The following is a 16,344-nucleotide window of genomic DNA, read 5'->3' on the forward strand; positions in this document are numbered from 1 at the left end:
CATCACCGACGGGGCCGGTCGCCGGGAGCTGTGGGTGACCCAGGACGAGGCGCGCATCCCCGTGCGTCTCGAGATCTTCGACCGCCGCACGGCCGAGCGGCGCGTCACGGACTACGTGAACTGGCAGAGCGAGCTACCGATCCCCGACCGCTTCTTCGAGCCCGACCCGAAGGCGAAGCTCGAAGAGATGGACCACCTCGAGTACCTGCGCCGCAGCGTCGACCGCGGCACGGTGGGCCCCGTGCCGGTGCTCTACACGCCGCTGCTCTTCAAGCGCGAGTAGGAGCAGAACGGGACCGGGTTCGCGGCCGGGGTCGCGCGCCTAGGACACCCAGGTAATGTTCGCGTCGGCGATCGCCGGGGTCGACTCGGAGAGCATTGCGAGCTTGCGCGCGATGTCTCCCGACAGCTCGGTGAACACCTTCGCCGTCGGCGAGTCCGGTGCATCGACCACGATCGGGCGGCCGCGGTCGCCGCCTTCGACCACCCGGGGATCGATCGGCACCTCACCGAGGAAGTCGACCCCGAGCTCGGTCGCGGTGCGATCACCACCCCCCTGACCGAACAGGTAGTACTTGCGGTCGGGCAGGTCCGGCGGCGTGAAGTACGACATGTTCTCGACGATGCCGAGCACGGGTACGTTCACCTTCTCGAACATCTTGAGTCCCTTGCGGGCGTCGATGAGCGACAGGTCGTTCGCGGTCGTGACGATCACGGCGCCGGAGAGCGGCGCCATCTGGGTGAGCGTGAGCGCTGCGTCGCCCGTGCCGGGCGGCATGTCGACCACCAGGTAGTCGAGCTCGCCCCAGACGACGTCGGTCAGGAACTGGCGGATCAGGCCGTGCACCATCGGACCGCGCCAGATCACCGGCGAGTTGTCGTCCACGAAGAACCCCATCGACATCAGCTTCATGCCGTGCGCTTCGTGGGGGAAGATCTGCTTGTTCTCGGCGCGCGGCCGACCGTGCACTCCGGTCAGCAGGGGCAGCGACGGGCCGTAGACATCGGCGTCGAGCACGCCCACCGACGCTCCCGACTTCGCCAAGGACAGCGCCAGATTGATCGCCACCGTGCTCTTGCCGACGCCGCCCTTTCCCGAAGCGACGGCCAGGGTGTTTCGCACGCCGGGGAGCACTTCGCCGGAGGGCTCGGGCGTGCGTCCGCGGGTGTCCGCGGTCATCGTCACCTCGACATCGCTCACCCCGTCGAGAGCCGACACCCGCTCCTTCGCCGCGCGCTGAAACTCTTCCTTCACCGGGCAGGCCGGCGTGGTGAGCTCGATGTCGAAAGCAACGCGCGAGCCGTCGATCGCGAGGTTCTTGATGAACCCGAGTTCGACGATGCTCTTGCCGAAGTCGGGGTCGATGATGGGGCGCAGCGCATCGAGCACCGCGTCCTCACTCGGGGACGTGGAGGCCATGGGGATCCTTGGAGGTGGGGGTCGTCGGGGGTAGCTAGCTCGGATCGGGCGCCGGCGTGTCCGGGCCGCTCTCGGGAAGCGTCGGCATCGCGATCAGCGTCGCATCCGGTTTGCCGGTCAGGGTCTTCAGGAACTCGCGGATGGATCGCACCTGAGCGTCGTCCAGCTCCTTGCCGAGCTGAATCGCCGCCATGATGCGGATCGCTTCGTCGAGAGTGGCCACCGAGCCGTCGTGGAAGTAGGGACCGGTCTCGGCGATGTTGCGCAGCGACGGCACCTTGAAGAAGTGCTTCTCGCTGTCGTTTCCGGTGACGGCCGCGCGACCCGGGTCCTCGGTCTCGTAGGCCCGTACCAGGCCGAGCTTCTGATAGAGATTTCCGCCGATCCCGACACCCGAGTGGCAGGTGGTACAGCCGGTGTCGAGGAAGGTCTCGAGACCCACGAGCTCTTCTTCGCTCAGGGCATCGGTGTTGCCGGCGAGGAAGTCGTCGAAGCGCGACGGCGTCATCAGTCGCCGCTCGAAGGCACCGATCGCGTTGGCCATGTTGTCGTAGGTGAGGGCCGTCTCGTCGTCGGGGAAAGCGGCATCGAACATCGGACCGTAGTCGGGGATCGAGCCGAGCACGGCCACCACGACTTCCTCGGACGGCATGGCCATCTCGATCGGGTTGAGCACCGGACCCTTCGCCTGGGCCTCGACATCCGCAGCACGCCCGTCCCAGAACTGCGCGAGGTGGAGCGCGGCGTTGTAGACCGTCGGCGAGTTGCGGTCGCCGCGCTGGCCCTTGTGCCCGGGCGAGGTGGGCTCTCCATCCACGCCGAACCGATCGAGCTGGTGGCAGCTGTTGCAGGAGATGTCGTGGTTCTTCGAGAGGCGCGCGTCGTAGTAGAGCGCCCGCCCGAGCTCGACCTTCGCGTCGGTGATCGGGTTCTCGGAGTTCGGGACCTCGCCCGGAAGCGTTCCGAAGATGCCCGAGGCGCGCGATTGGAGCGCTGCGGCGTCCGGGCCGGTAGGCGCCGGCGGCGGCTCCTCGGCGGGCGGCGGGGCGGGCTCTGGGGCCTCGCTGGAGCAGGCCGTGGCGATGCCGAGCAACCACGCAAGAGCGAGGGCGAGCCCCAGGCGGCCGCGCCTGGCTCCGCTGCCCTCGATGTCCACCGCTTGCTCCCGGTCCGATCGCACGCCTTTTCCCACGATTCCCTCCTGGCTGCTCGACCGACCCCGAGGCCGGTTAAGTGGCTTTCCCCCGAATCAAGACTCGGCCGCGAGTATAGGGCGATGGCCGGGATCGGCCGGGGGCGGAGCGCGCGAACAGCCCTACCCCACCCCGCACCGGACCCGTCCTATCCCACGCCGAACCAGACCGGGTGGAGGAAGCGGAGGCCGACCGTCGCCGCGATCCCGATGCCCACCTCGAGCGGCTGCTCGCGCACGGCGGCCACGACCGCGGCCGGGGTCGGGAGCGGCAAGAAAGGCGTGGCGGCGTGGAAGCGGCCGAAATCGGCGTCGCCCTCGGCCAGCTTGCGCTGGTCCTGGTGCCAGCAGCCGAGTGCCACGAAGAGCGGGAAGCCGCCGAAGAAGGCCAGCTCCGCCGTGTTGACGGCCACCACGGCCAGGTGCAACAACCCGAACAGCCCGAGGCCCATCAGCAGGGGGTGGCGTGTCACGCGCAGCACGCCGCGTGCCTCGGCCGGGCCAGGCAGGAAGGACGTGGGCGCGGGCGAGCGGAGCCCCCCGACCATCAGAGTGAGCGCCAGGCCCATCCCCACGTACATCACCGGGCGCATGCCGGGCAGTCCCGCCAGGGAGCCCAGGTAGGCCCCGCTGTGCCGGTCTCCCAGATAGATCGAGACGAGGGGGACGAAGATCACCAGAGAGACGAGCGAGTAGAGTCCGCGAAAGGGTCCCTCTCCCAGGGCCGCGACCAGGCGGGGTCGCCAACGCAAGCTCGACATTCCGACGTGGGTGATGGCGAAGAGGAGCCAGAGCAACGCGATGAGGGCGGGTGTCGACACGGGACCCCTCTCGCGGGCGCCCGGCCAGTCTACGCGATCGGCGCCCTGCTGCGTACACTGGCGCCCATGCCCCCCAGCACTGCCGAAGTCCACGCCGCCTCGCTCACCAACCCCCACGCATTCTGGGCCCGTGCGGCCCAGGACGTCGAATGGGTGCGCCGACCCCGGTCGGTGTTGAACGACAGCGACCCGCAGCGTCCGTCCTGGTTCCCCGGCGGCATGCTGAACACCTGCTACAACGCCGTCGACCTCCACGTGGTGGCCGGCCGCGGCGCGCAGCCGGCCCTGATCTACGACAGCCCGGTCACCGACCAGAAGCGCGTGATCACCTACGCCGAGCTACAGGACGAGGTCGCACGCCTGGCGGGCGTCCTGACAGAGCTCGGTGTCGAGAAGGGGGATCGCGTCCTGATCTACATGCCGATGGTGCCCGAGGCCGTCTTCGGCATGCTCGCGACGGCCCGCATCGGGGCGATCCACTCGGTCGTCTTCGGTGGCTTCGCCGCCAACGAACTCGCCCAGCGCATCCAGCATGCCACTCCGAAGGTGGTGCTCACCGCATCGTGCGGCATCGAGCCTGGACGCGTGGTGGCCTACAAGCCGCTCCTCGACGCCGCCATCGACGCCTCGAGCGAGAAACCGGCTCGTTGTCTGGTCCTGCAGCGGCCCGAGGAGCGGGCGTCGCTCGTGGAGGGCCGCGACCTCGACTGGGCGACCGAGGTGAAGGACGCGACTCCCGTCGGTGTCACTGCGGTCCAATCGAAGGACCCGCTCTACGTTCTCTACACCTCGGGGACCACCGGTGCGCCGAAGGGCGTCGTCCGCGACAACGGCGGCCACGCCGTCGCCCTCAAGTGGAGCTTGCGCAACGTCTACGGCATGTCGCCCGGCGATGTCTTCTGGGCGGCATCCGACATCGGCTGGGTCGTCGGCCACTCCTACATCGTCTACGCCCCGCTCTTCCTGGGGTGCACCAGCATCCTCTACGAGGGGAAACCGGTCGGCACCCCCGACGCCGGCGCGTTCTTCCGGGTGATCGAGGAGCACGGCGTCAACGCGCTCTTCACCGCGCCGACGGCGCTGCGCGCCGTGAAGCGGGAGGATCCCGAGGCCAACCTGCCCGGCCGCTACGACCTCGGATCGCTGCGCACCCTCTTCCTCGCAGGAGAACGCGCCGACCCTGACACCGTCGGCTGGTGCGAACGCGCCCTCGATGTTCCCGTGATCGACCACTGGTGGCAGACCGAAACCGGCTGGCCCGTCGCCGCGAACTGCATGGGACTGGAACCGTTGCCGGTAAAGCGCGGTTCTCCGACCCAACCCGTACCGGGCTACGACGTGCGGGTCCTCGACGAGGAAGGCGCCGAAGTGCCTCCGGGTACGACGGGACACATCGTGATTCGTCTGCCGCTGCCGCCGGGCTGCCTGCGCACGCTCTGGGAGAACGACGCGGGCTATCAGGCCGGCTATCTCGAGCGCTTCCCCGGCTACTACCAGACCGCCGACGCCGGGCACATCGACGAGGACGGCTACCTCTGGATCATGTCCCGCACCGACGACGTCATCAACGTCGCCGGACACCGCCTCGCGACCGGCGTGATGGAAGAGGTGATCGCCGGCCATCCCGACGTCGCCGAGTGCGCGGTCACCGGCGTCGCCGACCCGCTCAAGGGCCAGGTGCCACTCGGTTTCGTCGTGCTCAATGCCGGGGTCGAGCGTCCGGCCGCGGAGATCGAAGCCGAGCTGATCGCGCGCGTGCGGGAAGAAGTGGGGCCCGTCGCCGCCTTCAAGCGGGCGCTCGTCGTGCCGCGACTCCCGAAGACCCGCTCGGGGAAGGTGCTGCGAGGCACGATGCGGGCGATTGCCGACTCCCAGAGCTATCGCACCCCGGCGACGATCGACGACCCGAAGATCCTCGACGAGATCCGCGCCGCGCTGCGCGAGGCCGGCTACGCCGGCTGAAGTGCCGCCTCGAAGCGATCGAGGAAACGCTCGAGGGTGAACTCGGCCTCGTAACGCACGCGTCCGGCCCGGCCGAGAGCGTCGCAGCGTTCGGGGTCGCGCCAGAGCTCCAGCAGCACGCGCGCGATGTCCGCCGGGTCGAGCGGGTCGAAACACAATCCGGTGACACCCTCTTCGACGGTCTCGCCGGGACCGCCCAGACGCGACGCGGCGACCGCCCGCGAGCGCGCCATCGCCTCGATCGGAACCAGACCGAAGGGCTCGTCGATGCTCGGGTAGATCAGGAAGCGCCCCGCCGCGATGTGGTCGGCGTAGGCCGCGTCGTCCAGGCGTTCTAGCACCGTCACATGGCCGCCGAGGCCGAGCTGTTCCACGCGTTCGCGCAGTGATGCGTCGAAGCCGACCACCCGCACCTGGAGATCCGGCGCCTCCACCGCGGCAAGACGAATCGCTTCGAGAGTGCCCAGAGGGTTCTTCGCCAGTCTCGGATTCGTGACCCAGGCGACGTACGGGGGATCGGCGGGCGGCGCCGGCGCGGACTCGGCAACGGCGACGCCGCACCACAGGGGCTGCGCCGCACACCCGTAGACCCGCTCGACGGCGTCCGCGATGAAATGGCTGTTGCCATAGATGGCATCGTAGCGGGGCACCGCCGCCTGGTCGAGGCGCCGGTCGAGGACCGTTTCCTTCGGACGCCGCGCGGCGACGTAGTTCCGGCGCTCCACGAAGGCCCCGTCTGCCCAGGGATGGGCCTCGGCACCAGCCGCACCTGCCGCCATCAGCGTCGGCAGGGTCTCGGCCGCGTAGAGACGCTCGGGTGGCTCCTCGCAGTACCAGACGCGCCGGGGGCCCGCTCCCGGCGGCCAGGCCCCGGCCACCCACAGCGTCGCGGGGAAGTTGTGGGCCACCACGACGTCGGCATCCCGCGCCAGGCTCGCCAAGCGTCGCGCGCGGAAACGCGGCCGTACCGCGCGGGGCACCAGGCGATCGCTGCGCTTCTCGATCCGATGGACGGGAAGCCCGTCCCACGCACCGTCCGGCCAGGCCGACGCCGAGAAGCGCGCGGTCGCGATCGAGACGGCGTAGCCGCGGGCGCGCAGCCCGCGCGAGATGTCGAGCACGACGTTCTCCGCGCCCCCTCGGCGGTCGAGGCGCGGGTGAACCATCCACACCTGGCGGACGGGCTGCGTGCGGGCGGGCTCGGGACCGGACTCCACCAAGGGTGGTGTCACGCCTGGCGCCCGGTCGCGCGCAACAGCGTCGCTTCGAGGGCATCGGTGCCGCGCTCCCAGTCGAAACGCGCACAGCGTTCCCGGCCTACCTCACCCATCGCGCGGGCCCGCTCGGGGTCGGCGAGTACGCGGCGCAGTGCGCCCGCGAGCGCCGAGACATCGTGGGGGTCGACGAGGTAACCGGTGTGCTCGTCGACCACGATCTCGGTGCCACCGCCGCTCGCGCTCGCGATCACCGGGAGTCCAGAGCTACCGGCCTCGACGTACGAGATGCCGAAACCCTCGCCGGCCTTCCCTGGCGCCGTGCGACCCGAGGGCATCACGTAGCAGTCCGCGGCGCGGTAGTACTCACGGGTGTCGGGGACGCCGCCCTCGAAACGCACCGCAGACCCCAGACCGAGGGCGGCGGCGCGCGCCTCGAGCGCCGCCTGCTCACCCCCCGTCCCGACGATCAGATAGAGCAGATCCGGGAAGGCGTCGCGCAGCTGAGCCATCGCCTCGATGACGCGGACGTGCCCCTTGTTCGCGGCGATCCGGGAAACGGTCAGCAGCACGGGTCGCTCGCCGAGCCCCAGCTTCTCGCGCGCCGCGGCGCGGGCCGACGGGTCGGGGGTGAAGGCCGCGGTATCGACGCCGGGGTGGACGACCTCGATCGGGGCGTTCGGCCGCAGGGTCGCGACGCGGTCGGCGGTGTTCTGGCTGTTGACGACGATCCGGGTCGCGCCGTGCAGGCCGTAGCGACGCCGCACCCGCCAGCGACCGATCGGTCCGCGACGCGTGTGCTTGCCGCCGAGCTCGTGCACCGAGACCACGACCGGCGCGAACGGGTAGGCCACGGGAACCACGCGCTCGAGGAGCCGCGAGGCGCGCGACACGAACACCACGTCCGGTGCGACCTCGCGCAGCCAGACCTCGAGACCCGACGACGAGAAGCCGGCGCCCACCCGCAAGAGCGGCACCCGCTGGATCGGGAAGTCGAAGGCGGCGTCCGCCGTGCGCTCGGCGGGACGGCCCTCGCTCCAGGTGAACAGGCGCAGGTCGTGCCCACGCGCCGCAAGTTGCCGCGCGTACTCGGCGTTGTAGAGCTCGGTGCCGCCCACATCCGGCGGGAATCCGAGCGCCACGAAGGCGATGCGCAGAGCCGTCACGCCGCGGAAGCTAGCAAGCCCGCGTCGGGTTCCGACCCCGCGAAGGCCACCCGGGCCGACACGGACCGGCTAGGACGACGCCGCGTCTCCGGCGCCGGCTCTCGCGGTACCCGCGGCACTCCAGTGCGCTTCGCGTGCGGTCAGGATCCGCTGGAAGCGCGTCAGCTCGCCGTCCGCGGGCCACGCCTGCTGGTGCAGGAGTCGCCCGTTCGGCGTGACCAGAGCCAGCCACGGAAGGCCTTCGGCTTCGTTCAAGTAGGCCTCGGTGCCGCCCCGGGTGTGCCGCTGCAGGAGCCAGGGCATCGTCCAGCCGAGTTCGAAGAGCACGTCGAAGATCTCCTGGTCGGTGATCTCCCCCTGAAAGAGCATGACGACGCGCACGCGGTCCGTCGCGTCGAGGGCCGAGAGCGGCTCCTGCATCTGCGCCAAGAGCGCCCGGTCCAAGGGCATCCCGACGAGCAGCAGGTCGCGGTGAGCGGCGTCGGTGCGCCGGTAGGCGCGCCAGGGCTCCCAGCGCGGGTCGCCCAGCGCTCTCCCGATCATGCGCGTCGCGTTGTCGATCTTGCCGTCGTTTCCTTCCGCCCGAAGCGCCTTCGTCTGCTCCAGGACATCCGTCATCCCGACCGGGACCGAGTGCATGCCGTAGCGCCCGAAGTCGACGCGCAGATGTTCGGCGTCCTCGACGCGCATCAGGAGGCCACGCTGCTGGGCGATCGGCTGCTCGCCTTCCGGCGCCCAGGGTTCATCGAGATGGACGCGGTAGGGCCAGTAGTCGTCGAGGATGGGCAGCGTCTGCGCCGTGACCGGCGCGCCGGCCGGCGCGGTCGCGACGAGGATGGGGGATTCTGCAGGGCTGCAGGAAGCGAGGAGCGCTCCCAGCCAGCCGAGGAAGAAGATCGTGAGCGGTCGCTTCGTTCGAGAGGTCATGAAGATCCAGCTGTCCTGCCGCGAGGGGGAGAGGGAAGCGAGCGAAGGGCCGCCACCCTCGCGGGTGACGGCCCTCGCTACTCCTCGGACTTGCGTGAGCTACGAGCGGTTCCGCCGGCGCAGCAGGCCCAGCACCAGCAGGGCACCCGCGGCGAGCGAGGGGGCAGCCCCCGGCTCGGGCAGGATCCCGCCGACGCTCATGGCCGACCAGCCGTCGGAGAAGACCCCGCCGGTCCCCACCGCACCGCGGTAGGTCGCGGTGGCGTCCGGGCAGCCCACGAGGGTCGGGTCCACACCGTCGGTAGCGAGGCTGATCGGCGTCGGGTTGAGCGCCGTGGCGAGGGTGCCCATCAGCTTGCCGCGACCGTTCGAGACCGTGCCCTTGGGATCCCAGAAGGGACCCTCGTTCACGAGCTGCTCGGCCGAGGTCTCGATGTTCGGACCGACACCGACGCGGGCATCCCCCGTGGCGAAGGCCTCGAGGCCACAGGAATTCACGGCCGGCGAGTCCGACACGGTGAGGGCCACGATCTCGATGCCCTCGTCGCCACCCACGACACCGCAGGCCGCGCCGCAGACGCGGTCGCCCGGCGTCGGCACGCCCGAGCAGGGCGGGATCGCGCCACCGCCGGTGACGTTCACCGCGTCCGCGCCACCCAGCGAGTTCGTGGTGTTCACGATGATCGAGTTCGCCACCGTGCCCCCGAAGCCGTTGCGCATGGTGAAGCCGCGGTTGCCGGCCTCGTCGACCACGGCGGGGTTCGTACCGCCGTCGACGTCGCCGTTCCCGAAGATCGTCAGGTTGCAGATCGACACGTCCGGGACCGGGCTGGCCACGACGTTCGGGCTGTCGTCGCCGTCGAGCTCACCGCCGCGGTCGCCCGAGGCCGCACCGTAGTCGTCGCTGTCGTCCTCTTCGAAGAAGGGCGAGAGCACGATCGCGTTCTGGATGGCGCCGGTGTAGCCCTGGTCGGTGTCGAGCGAGTCGTCGCCGATGTAGGCGAGCAGCACGTTGGTGCAGTCGTTGGTGCCACCGAACCACTCGATGCCGTCGTCCTGGTTGGCGTAGATCTCGATGTGGTCGCAGGTCGTGCCCGAACCGACGCCCGCGAAGGTGATGCCGTTCAGCTCGTTGCCCGCACCGATCTCGTCACCCGCGTGGCGCAGCGAGATGTAGGCGAGGTCGCCCGAGTCGTCCCCAGGCGTGGAACCGCCGTAGAGCTGACCGGCGGTGCCTTCCACCCGGCCGATGCCCGTGCCGAAGCCCAGGTCGTTGGCGAGGTTGGTCGGAGCGAAGCCGGCAACCGTGATGCCACCCCAGAGGCGCACGTTCGCGTCGCCCGCCGTGTTCAAGGGAGCGAGCGGGTTGGTGGCCGGGGTGTCGTCGAGGAAGTTGCCCTCGCCGTCCGCCAGCACCCACTTCCGCGGCAGGCTCGGCGAGCCGCCGGTCATCTCCGGCACGCCGTCGTCGTCGGTATCGACCGCAGCGGTGGTGAAGATGATCGGGCTGCTCGGCGTTCCCACGGCGGTCAGCGTGCCGCCCCGGAAGATCTGCAGCGATCCCGGGGCGCCCGGGTCCGGCGTGTTGAACGGGATGTCTCGGGGCTGGCCACGGACGATGCAGCCCGCCTCGATGGTGAGGCTGCCGGTCACCACGACCGGGCCCTGAAGCAGCATGGTGTCTTCGTCGTCGCACCAGGTCTCGGAGCCGGCGATCGTCCCGGCCGGGACCTCGGTGAGAACGGCGGAAGCGGCCGTCGAGAAGCCGAGGCTGGCGAGTAACACGCCGAGCATCACGGGCGTCTTCTGTCGCATGATGTCTTTCTCTCTTTGGGTATCGATGGGTTTGCTGTGGTTGCGCTCTGCAACAACGTGTCTGCTTGGGTCGGTGCTGCGTGAGGGAAGGACCGCAGGGCGCACTCGGTCTCAGTCGTCTGCCCCCGCTCAGCGGCTCGGAATATGGGCAAGGCCCGAGGCGAATCCGGCTCGTCGGCATGGCGGCCCGATCGCACTTCCATGACGATTCCGTGAGTACCGGGGGTGCCGCGGCGGTCCTGCTCGGGCAGGAACCCGCGCAGCGCTCGACCCGGCGGCCACTCCAAGAGCGCCGCTACTCGACGCCGCCCAGCTCGATCTCGTAGGAGAGCGCGAAGGAGTAGTCGCGGCCCACCTTGAAGCGACGCTCCTCGATATCGACGACGGTCTGCTCGCGGTCGTAGAGGATGGCGCGTCGCGAGTCGGTGAGGTTCTTGGCGCTGCCCTTCACCGTGAAGATGCCGGGGATGTAGGGCACCGCGAATCCCTGGCTCACGACCAGATCGAGCTGGTAGAAGCTGTCCGTGTAGCGGTCGAGCTGGAAGGAGTCGAGCGCACCCGAGCTGTTGAAGTCGGTCGCGGCCGTCGAATCCAGCACGTCGCTGATCGCGAAGATCGACAGCGTCACCTTCGTCAGCCAGTCCGGGTGGTCGAAGCTGACGTCGGCGTTGGCGATCCACTCGGGCTGGTTCGTGAGGCGCCGCGTGCGCTCGTACTCGAAGAACTGCACCTGACCCGCCTCCTGGGGGCGCGCCTGGAAGAAGGGAACCAGCGCGCGGCGCAGCTCCGGCGGCTGCTCCACTTCGGCGTCGATGTAGGTGTAGTTGCCGCCGACCGAGAGCGCGTCGAGCACGCTGGTCACGACGTCGTTGCCGCGGTGCAGGGGCTCGAGGAGATCCGAGAAGACCCCTAGGGTGAGCCGCCCTTCCAGCTCGACGCCCAGCAGGTCGGCGTCCGAGGGGTTGTTGCGGAAGGTCCGGTACGTGTCGATCCCGATCCCGAACGGGTCGCGGACCGTCACGGTCTCGATCGGGTTCTCGATGTCCTTGATGAAGCCGCTGACCGCGAAGAGGTCGCCGTAGTCGTTCCAGGAGTACTCGAAGCGGAGGTCGTAGCTGGTCACTTCCGAAGGCTGGAGCTGGGGGTTGCCGAGCAGGATCTGGTCTTCGCCCGAGCGCAGCGAGGCGTAGTAGCCGAGTTCGCGGAAGGACGGCCGGGCCACGGTCTCCGAGTACCCCCCGCGCAGGACGAGCCCCTCGAGGAAGCCCGTCCAGCCAGCCGCCTGGCTCAGGGTGTCGAAGCGGTAGGTGAAGCCCAGGCTCGGCAGCGTGTAGAACTCGTCGATCTCGCCGTTCACCACCTCGTTGATGCGAGCGGCGTCGCGGTAGTCGACGAAGCCGGTCGCGGGATCGGGCGTCACGGTGATCCCCACGAGCTCGTCGTTGTTCACCAGCCCCGGAACCCCAGCAAAGGCCATCTCGTCCGTGATGCTCGGGTTGTCCAGTCGGTCGAAGAGCACGTACACGCTCGGGAAGATGATCGGCGCCTCGCCAGGCGCACACTGGTTGTCCGGGGTCGGTCTCAAATCGGTACACAACCCCGTGAACGGGTCGTTGTTCGACTCGATCCGCAGCTGCTCGAGGCGCACGCCGCCGAGCAGGTCCAGATCTTCGAAGAAGGTGAACTTGCCGCCGAAGTGACCGGCGAGGATCTCGCGCTCGCCTTCGCTGGTGCGAACGTCGAGGGGCGAGTCCAGCCCGACACCCCGAAAGACGCGTGAGCCCATCTCCTCGATCGTACGGCCCTGGATCGCGAAGATCGTTCCAGCGCCGAGCACTCCAGGCCTTCCCGGGACCGCCGAGAGGGTGTTGCTGAAGCGCGATTCGACGTCGCGCTCGGCGAACTCGTACCAGACGCCCGCATTCAGATTCACCACGAGGTCGGCGAGAGGCTCGAACGCGTACTCGAGATCGGCGCGCCCGAAGATCTGGTCCTCGTCGATCTCGTTGATGCCGAAGACGATGTCGGGCCGCGTCGAGAACTGGCCGGGCGTGAGCTGGTCGACCCGCAAGGGCAGCGACCCGGGCGGCAGAAACTCGATGAACTCGGCGTCGTCGGGCTCGAAGAAGGAGCGGACGTTGAACTGGGTCTCTTCCTGACGCGTGGTGGCGTAGTTGGCGGCCCAGTCCAGGCTCAGCCCCTCCAGGAACGGAATCTCGCCGAGGTCGTGCTCGCCGTTCAGCTGGTAGAGATCGAGCTCGCGCTCGCGGTCGAAGGTGCGCCCCTCGAAGACCGGCGCGTACCAGAGCTGGCCGCGGCCCACCGGGGTCGACGCATCCTCGCGTGCCTGTCCCACCCACTCCGAGAAGGCCACGCGGCCGATCAGCTCCTGGCTGACTGCCTCGTTAGCCGACCGTCCCCTCAACGGCGCGTAGATATCCGCGGGGAAGCGCCCGTTCTCGCGGCGCTCCACGCTCTCGTCGGCGCTCCGTGTCAGGAAGATCGTCGCGTCGACCTTGTGGAGCCCGTCCGTGTCGAGGTCGAGGCCGCCCGCGAAGAACCAGCTGGTGCGCTCCTGGCGCGTGCTCTGGGTGAGGTCCCAGAGCGCGCCGGGGAGGTTCAACTGGCCGAGCGCCAGATCGCCGCTGCGCGCCAGGCTCGGCGGAAAGTCGCGGAAGCGCGCGGGCTCGAAGTCCTGCTGCTGGCCGACCGTGGTCGAAAAGTCGAGCTCCTCGGAGTAGCTCGCCACGAGCCGGACCTCGCGGCCGAGCAGCTGCTGGCGCCCGCCGAGGAACGCGGACACGTCGTACTCGTTGGTGTCCGCGTCGTCGATCGAGCGTCCGATCGGTGACGGTCCGCCACCGCCGCCGTTCTCCTGGTACTCGAGGAACTCGCGCCGCGCGCGATCGTGGTAGCCACCGCCCCCCGACACCTTCATGGTCCAGGTGTCCGGGTAGCCCGACGTCGCGATGTCGACCGAGCCGCCCGACGAGTTGCTCGGCGACTCGGGCGCGAAGGTCTTCGCGATCTCCAGGCTCGAGACGATGTCCGACGGGAACAGGTCGAGCTGCACCGACTGGCGGTCCGGGTCGGGGCTTGGCACCGGCGCCCCGTTGAAGAGGGTGCTGCTGTAGCGCTCCTCGAGGCCGCGGATGATCGCGAACTGGCCCTCGACGATGTTCACGCCGGCCACGCGCTTGAGGGCGTCGGCGACGTCGCTGGCCGCGAACTTCGAGAGGTCCTCGGCGGAGAGGATGTTCAGCAGCTGGTCCGACTCGAGGCGCAGCTCGAGGGCCGCCATGATCTCGCCGACCGTCGACGCCTCGACGACGAAGGCCTCGAGATCGAGCACCTCCCCGCCCCCGGCGGCGTCGGTCGGAACCGGCGGCATCGGGAAGTCGGCGGTGTTGTCGACGCCCGCGACGACCTCGAACCCCTGCATCTTGGACGCCCGATAGCCCGACTTGATGAAGTCGAGGTCGTAGGTACCGGCGGGCAGCGCTCCGAACTCGTAGAAGCCGCCATCGTCGGACACGACGACGTCCTGACGGCGCTCGCTGCCGTCGCCGGTCGCCGGCCAGAGCACGATGATCGTGACGCCGCCGAGGGGGAGACCACTCGCGCCATCGAAGATCTGGCCCGAGATCGTCCCCTCGCCCGCCCCCGGCTCCGCAGAATCGTCCACGCGATCCTGGCCGATTCCGCCGAGCACGTCCTCGAGGTCGGCGTCCTGCGCGTAGCTGGTCGAGGCGCCTCCGATGGCCATCCCGAATGCCACCGCGAGGGCCAGAACGGCGATGCGCAGCGCGCGGCCGAAGGGCGCAACGGAGGGGAGATGCATCGCGGCGCACGCTACCGAGACGAATCAGCGCAGGATCGACGATTGCGTGAATGGCACGAGGCGATCGAGTGACGAAATGTGGGGGATCCGCCGGTCGATGGCGCCGCCGGGGAGCTCTGGCGGCTGTGATACGCTGCGTCGCCCGATGCGCATCGCGTTGTTCGCAAAGAGCAAACGCCGCACCCAGACCACGGGAGCCATTGCCCGCGGCCTGGTGAGTGAGGGCCACTCCCTTCGTGTCATTCATGAAGGAAAGCGGCGCCGCTGGGTCGGGAAGACGTGGGCGCGCCGCTGGACCCTCGCCTCCGTGAAGCGGTTTCGACCCGACTTCGTCTTCATCCACGCCCAGGACGTCGCCGACGCGACCTTCGAGGAGCTCGCCGCGGCGCACCCGACGGTGATGTTTACCCCGGACTGCTGGAAATCTCCGGTGGAGCCTCGGAATCTCGGGATCGCCGACCGCGTCGACCTGCTCTGCACGGTGGCCCGCGGTCAGGTGCCCGAGTTCGAGAAGGCCGGGGTGCCACGCTGCGCCTATCTGGCCGAGGCCCACGATCCGGACATCCACTTCCCCGTCGACGCCGCGAGCGTTCCCGAGACGTTCCGCTCGGAGGTCGCCTACATCGGAAAGTACTCCGCGGACTCGCCGCTCCACCGAACGCGCGGCGAGCTGCTCGGGCCGGTCGCGAAGCGTTTCCAGACCCACGTCTACGGCGTCGGGTGGGAGGCGCTCGGCCTGGAAGCGACCCGACGCGAAGTGTTCCCCGAGCAGTACCGGCAGATCTGTGCGGGCGCCCAGATCGTGCTGGGCTGCGACTGGCGCCACGACGTCGCCTGGTACTTCTCGAACCGCACCTGGTTCACGCTGGGCTGCCGCGGCTTCCTGATCACGAACTACGCGCCTGGCCTCGAGGATCTCTTCGAGAACCACGGCCAACTCGTCTGGTACCGCTCGGTCGAAGAAGCCCTGGAGCTGATCGAGCACTATCGCGCGCGACCCGAGGAGCGCCGGCGCATCGCGGAGGCCGGTCTCGCCTACGTCCGCGAACACCGCACCTACCAGCACTTCGCGCGCGACCTCGTCGACCTCTTCGAAGGCCGGGATCCCGCCTTTCCGCCGCCGCCACGACCCGTCCACCCCGACGGTTCGCCATACTCCCCCCGTGAAGATTCGTGAACGATTCGCGGCGCTGGCCGAGGCGCCCGACGCCCGCCTCGACCTCGAAGAAGGCGCCATTCTGATCGCCGCCGAGGAGTATCCCGAGCTCGACGAGGCCGGGGTGCGCGCCGAGCTCGACCGGCTCGGCACCGAGGCGGCCACACGAATCGCGTCCCAGAGTGATCCCGACGCGCGTGTCGAGGCACTCCACGCCTACCTCTTCGACGAGGAGGGCTTCGCCGGGGCCGAGGCCTACTACGATCCGCGCAACAGCTATCTGAACGACGTGCTCACGCGCCGCATCGGGATCCCGATCACACTGGCGCTCGTGTACATGAGCGTGGGGCGACGGGCGCGACTCGACCTGCGCGGCATCTCCTTCCCGGGGCACTTCCTGGTCCGAGCCGCCGTCGGCGAAGACCGCTACCTCGACGCCTTTCACGGACGCACCCTGGAGATGGGTGAGATCGAGACACGGCTCGCCGCCACCCTCGGCGCAAACGTCGCCCTGCGGCCCGAGATCCATCTGCGCGACGCCACCTCGCGCGAGATCCTGGTGCGGATGCTCACGAACCTCCAGCAGATCTTCGCCCAGACCGGCGACGTCGATCGCCTGCTCTCCTGCTGCGACCGGATTCTCCTGCTCACGCCGCACAACCCGGTCGCCCTGCGTGATCGGGCGCTCGTGTATCAGAGCCTCGGCTGGTTCGCGGCGGCGGTGTCCGATCTCGAGAGCGCCCTCGAGTGGGCACCCGAGGGAGAACTCTCCCTGAGTCTCAGCACGCGTCGCGATGCCCTGCGCTCGCGCATGGGACCGGTGCACTGAC

At 69.4% G+C, this 16,344-nt stretch carries 12 protein-coding genes; 4 read left to right on the top strand and 8 right to left on the bottom strand.

Going from position 1 to position 16,344, the window contains the following annotated elements; genetic code table 11:
- Nucleotides 1-283: hypothetical protein (locus tag AAF430_20145; protein MEM7412553.1), on the top strand; the 283-nt coding region annotated here is incomplete at its 5' end.
- Nucleotides 284-322: 39 nt separating this feature from the next.
- On the opposite strand, the gene AAF430_20150 is transcribed toward AAF430_20145, so the two are convergent.
- From AAF430_20150 to AAF430_20160, 3 genes are all read right to left on the bottom strand, one after another.
- On the bottom strand, nucleotides 323-1,420 hold the full coding sequence (locus tag AAF430_20150) for an Mrp/NBP35 family ATP-binding protein (GenBank protein MEM7412554.1): 1,098 nt from the start codon (nucleotides 1,418-1,420) through the stop codon (nucleotides 323-325).
- Between the two features lie 34 nt (nucleotides 1,421-1,454).
- Entirely contained in the window at nucleotides 1,455-2,612 is a 1,158-nt protein-coding gene (locus AAF430_20155; protein MEM7412555.1) for a cytochrome-c peroxidase, read from the bottom strand.
- A gap of 149 nt (nucleotides 2,613-2,761) precedes the next feature.
- On the bottom strand, nucleotides 2,762-3,433 hold the full coding sequence (locus AAF430_20160; GenBank protein MEM7412556.1) for an NnrU family protein: 672 nt from the start codon (nucleotides 3,431-3,433) through the stop codon (nucleotides 2,762-2,764).
- 66 nt (nucleotides 3,434-3,499) lie between these two features.
- Between AAF430_20160 and AAF430_20165 the strand changes: the two genes are divergently transcribed.
- On the top strand, nucleotides 3,500-5,395 hold the full coding sequence (locus AAF430_20165; GenBank protein ID MEM7412557.1) for a propionyl-CoA synthetase: 1,896 nt from the start codon (nucleotides 3,500-3,502) through the stop codon (nucleotides 5,393-5,395).
- Here the strand turns inward: AAF430_20165 and AAF430_20170 are convergent.
- The 5 genes from AAF430_20170 to AAF430_20190 form a co-directional block, all read right to left on the bottom strand.
- Nucleotides 5,383-6,561 carry a glycosyltransferase family 4 protein gene (locus AAF430_20170; GenBank protein ID MEM7412558.1) on the bottom strand — a complete coding sequence of 393 codons (1,179 nt, stop codon included), beginning with the start codon at nucleotides 6,559-6,561 and terminating at the stop codon, nucleotides 5,383-5,385. The two genes, AAF430_20165 and AAF430_20170, sit on opposite strands and share 13 nt — an antisense overlap.
- 62 nt (nucleotides 6,562-6,623) lie before the next feature.
- Entirely contained in the window at nucleotides 6,624-7,775 is a 1,152-nt protein-coding gene (locus tag AAF430_20175; protein MEM7412559.1) for a glycosyltransferase family 4 protein, read from the bottom strand.
- A 69-nt stretch (nucleotides 7,776-7,844) separates the two neighbouring features.
- Complete coding sequence (locus AAF430_20180) at nucleotides 7,845-8,702, bottom strand: hypothetical protein (protein ID MEM7412560.1); 858 nt, start codon at nucleotides 8,700-8,702, stop codon at nucleotides 7,845-7,847.
- Between the two features lie 99 nt (nucleotides 8,703-8,801).
- Nucleotides 8,802-10,517 (bottom strand): hypothetical protein, encoded by a 1,716-nt coding sequence (locus tag AAF430_20185; protein ID MEM7412561.1) that lies wholly within the window; start codon nucleotides 10,515-10,517, stop codon nucleotides 8,802-8,804.
- 295 nt (nucleotides 10,518-10,812) lie between these two features.
- Nucleotides 10,813-14,358, bottom strand: coding sequence for a TonB-dependent receptor (locus AAF430_20190; GenBank protein MEM7412562.1), 3,546 nt, complete (start codon nucleotides 14,356-14,358; stop codon nucleotides 10,813-10,815).
- A 307-nt stretch (nucleotides 14,359-14,665) separates the two neighbouring features.
- Between AAF430_20190 and AAF430_20195 the strand changes: the two genes are divergently transcribed.
- A complete protein-coding gene (locus tag AAF430_20195; protein MEM7412563.1) occupies nucleotides 14,666-15,535 on the top strand; it encodes a glycosyltransferase in 870 nt (289 codons plus the stop codon).
- Nucleotides 15,522-16,343, top strand: coding sequence for a tetratricopeptide repeat protein (locus tag AAF430_20200; protein MEM7412564.1), 822 nt, complete (start codon nucleotides 15,522-15,524; stop codon nucleotides 16,341-16,343). The genes AAF430_20195 and AAF430_20200 overlap by 14 nt, the downstream gene beginning before the upstream one ends.
- Nucleotide 16,344: the final 1 nt, after the last annotated feature.

It is taken from the genome of Myxococcota bacterium (assembly GCA_039030075.1).
Lineage (GTDB): Bacteria > Myxococcota_A > UBA9160 > UBA9160 > SMWR01 > JAHEJV01.

Excerpts from the sequence above, each read along its gene's own strand:
- AAF430_20150 (MEM7412554.1), bottom strand. The coding sequence starts at position 1,420 with ATGGCCTCCACGTCCCCGAGTGAGGACGCGGTGCTCGATGCGCTGCGC.
- AAF430_20165 (MEM7412557.1), top strand. The coding sequence starts at position 3,500 with ATGCCCCCCAGCACTGCCGAAGTCCACGCCGCCTCGCTCACCAACCCC.
- AAF430_20170 (MEM7412558.1), bottom strand. The coding sequence starts at position 6,561 with ATGGTTCACCCGCGCCTCGACCGCCGAGGGGGCGCGGAGAACGTCGTG.
- AAF430_20180 (MEM7412560.1), bottom strand. The coding sequence starts at position 8,702 with ATGACCTCTCGAACGAAGCGACCGCTCACGATCTTCTTCCTCGGCTGG.
- AAF430_20185 (MEM7412561.1), bottom strand. The coding sequence starts at position 10,517 with ATGCGACAGAAGACGCCCGTGATGCTCGGCGTGTTACTCGCCAGCCTC.
- AAF430_20190 (MEM7412562.1), bottom strand. The coding sequence starts at position 14,358 with ATGCATCTCCCCTCCGTTGCGCCCTTCGGCCGCGCGCTGCGCATCGCC.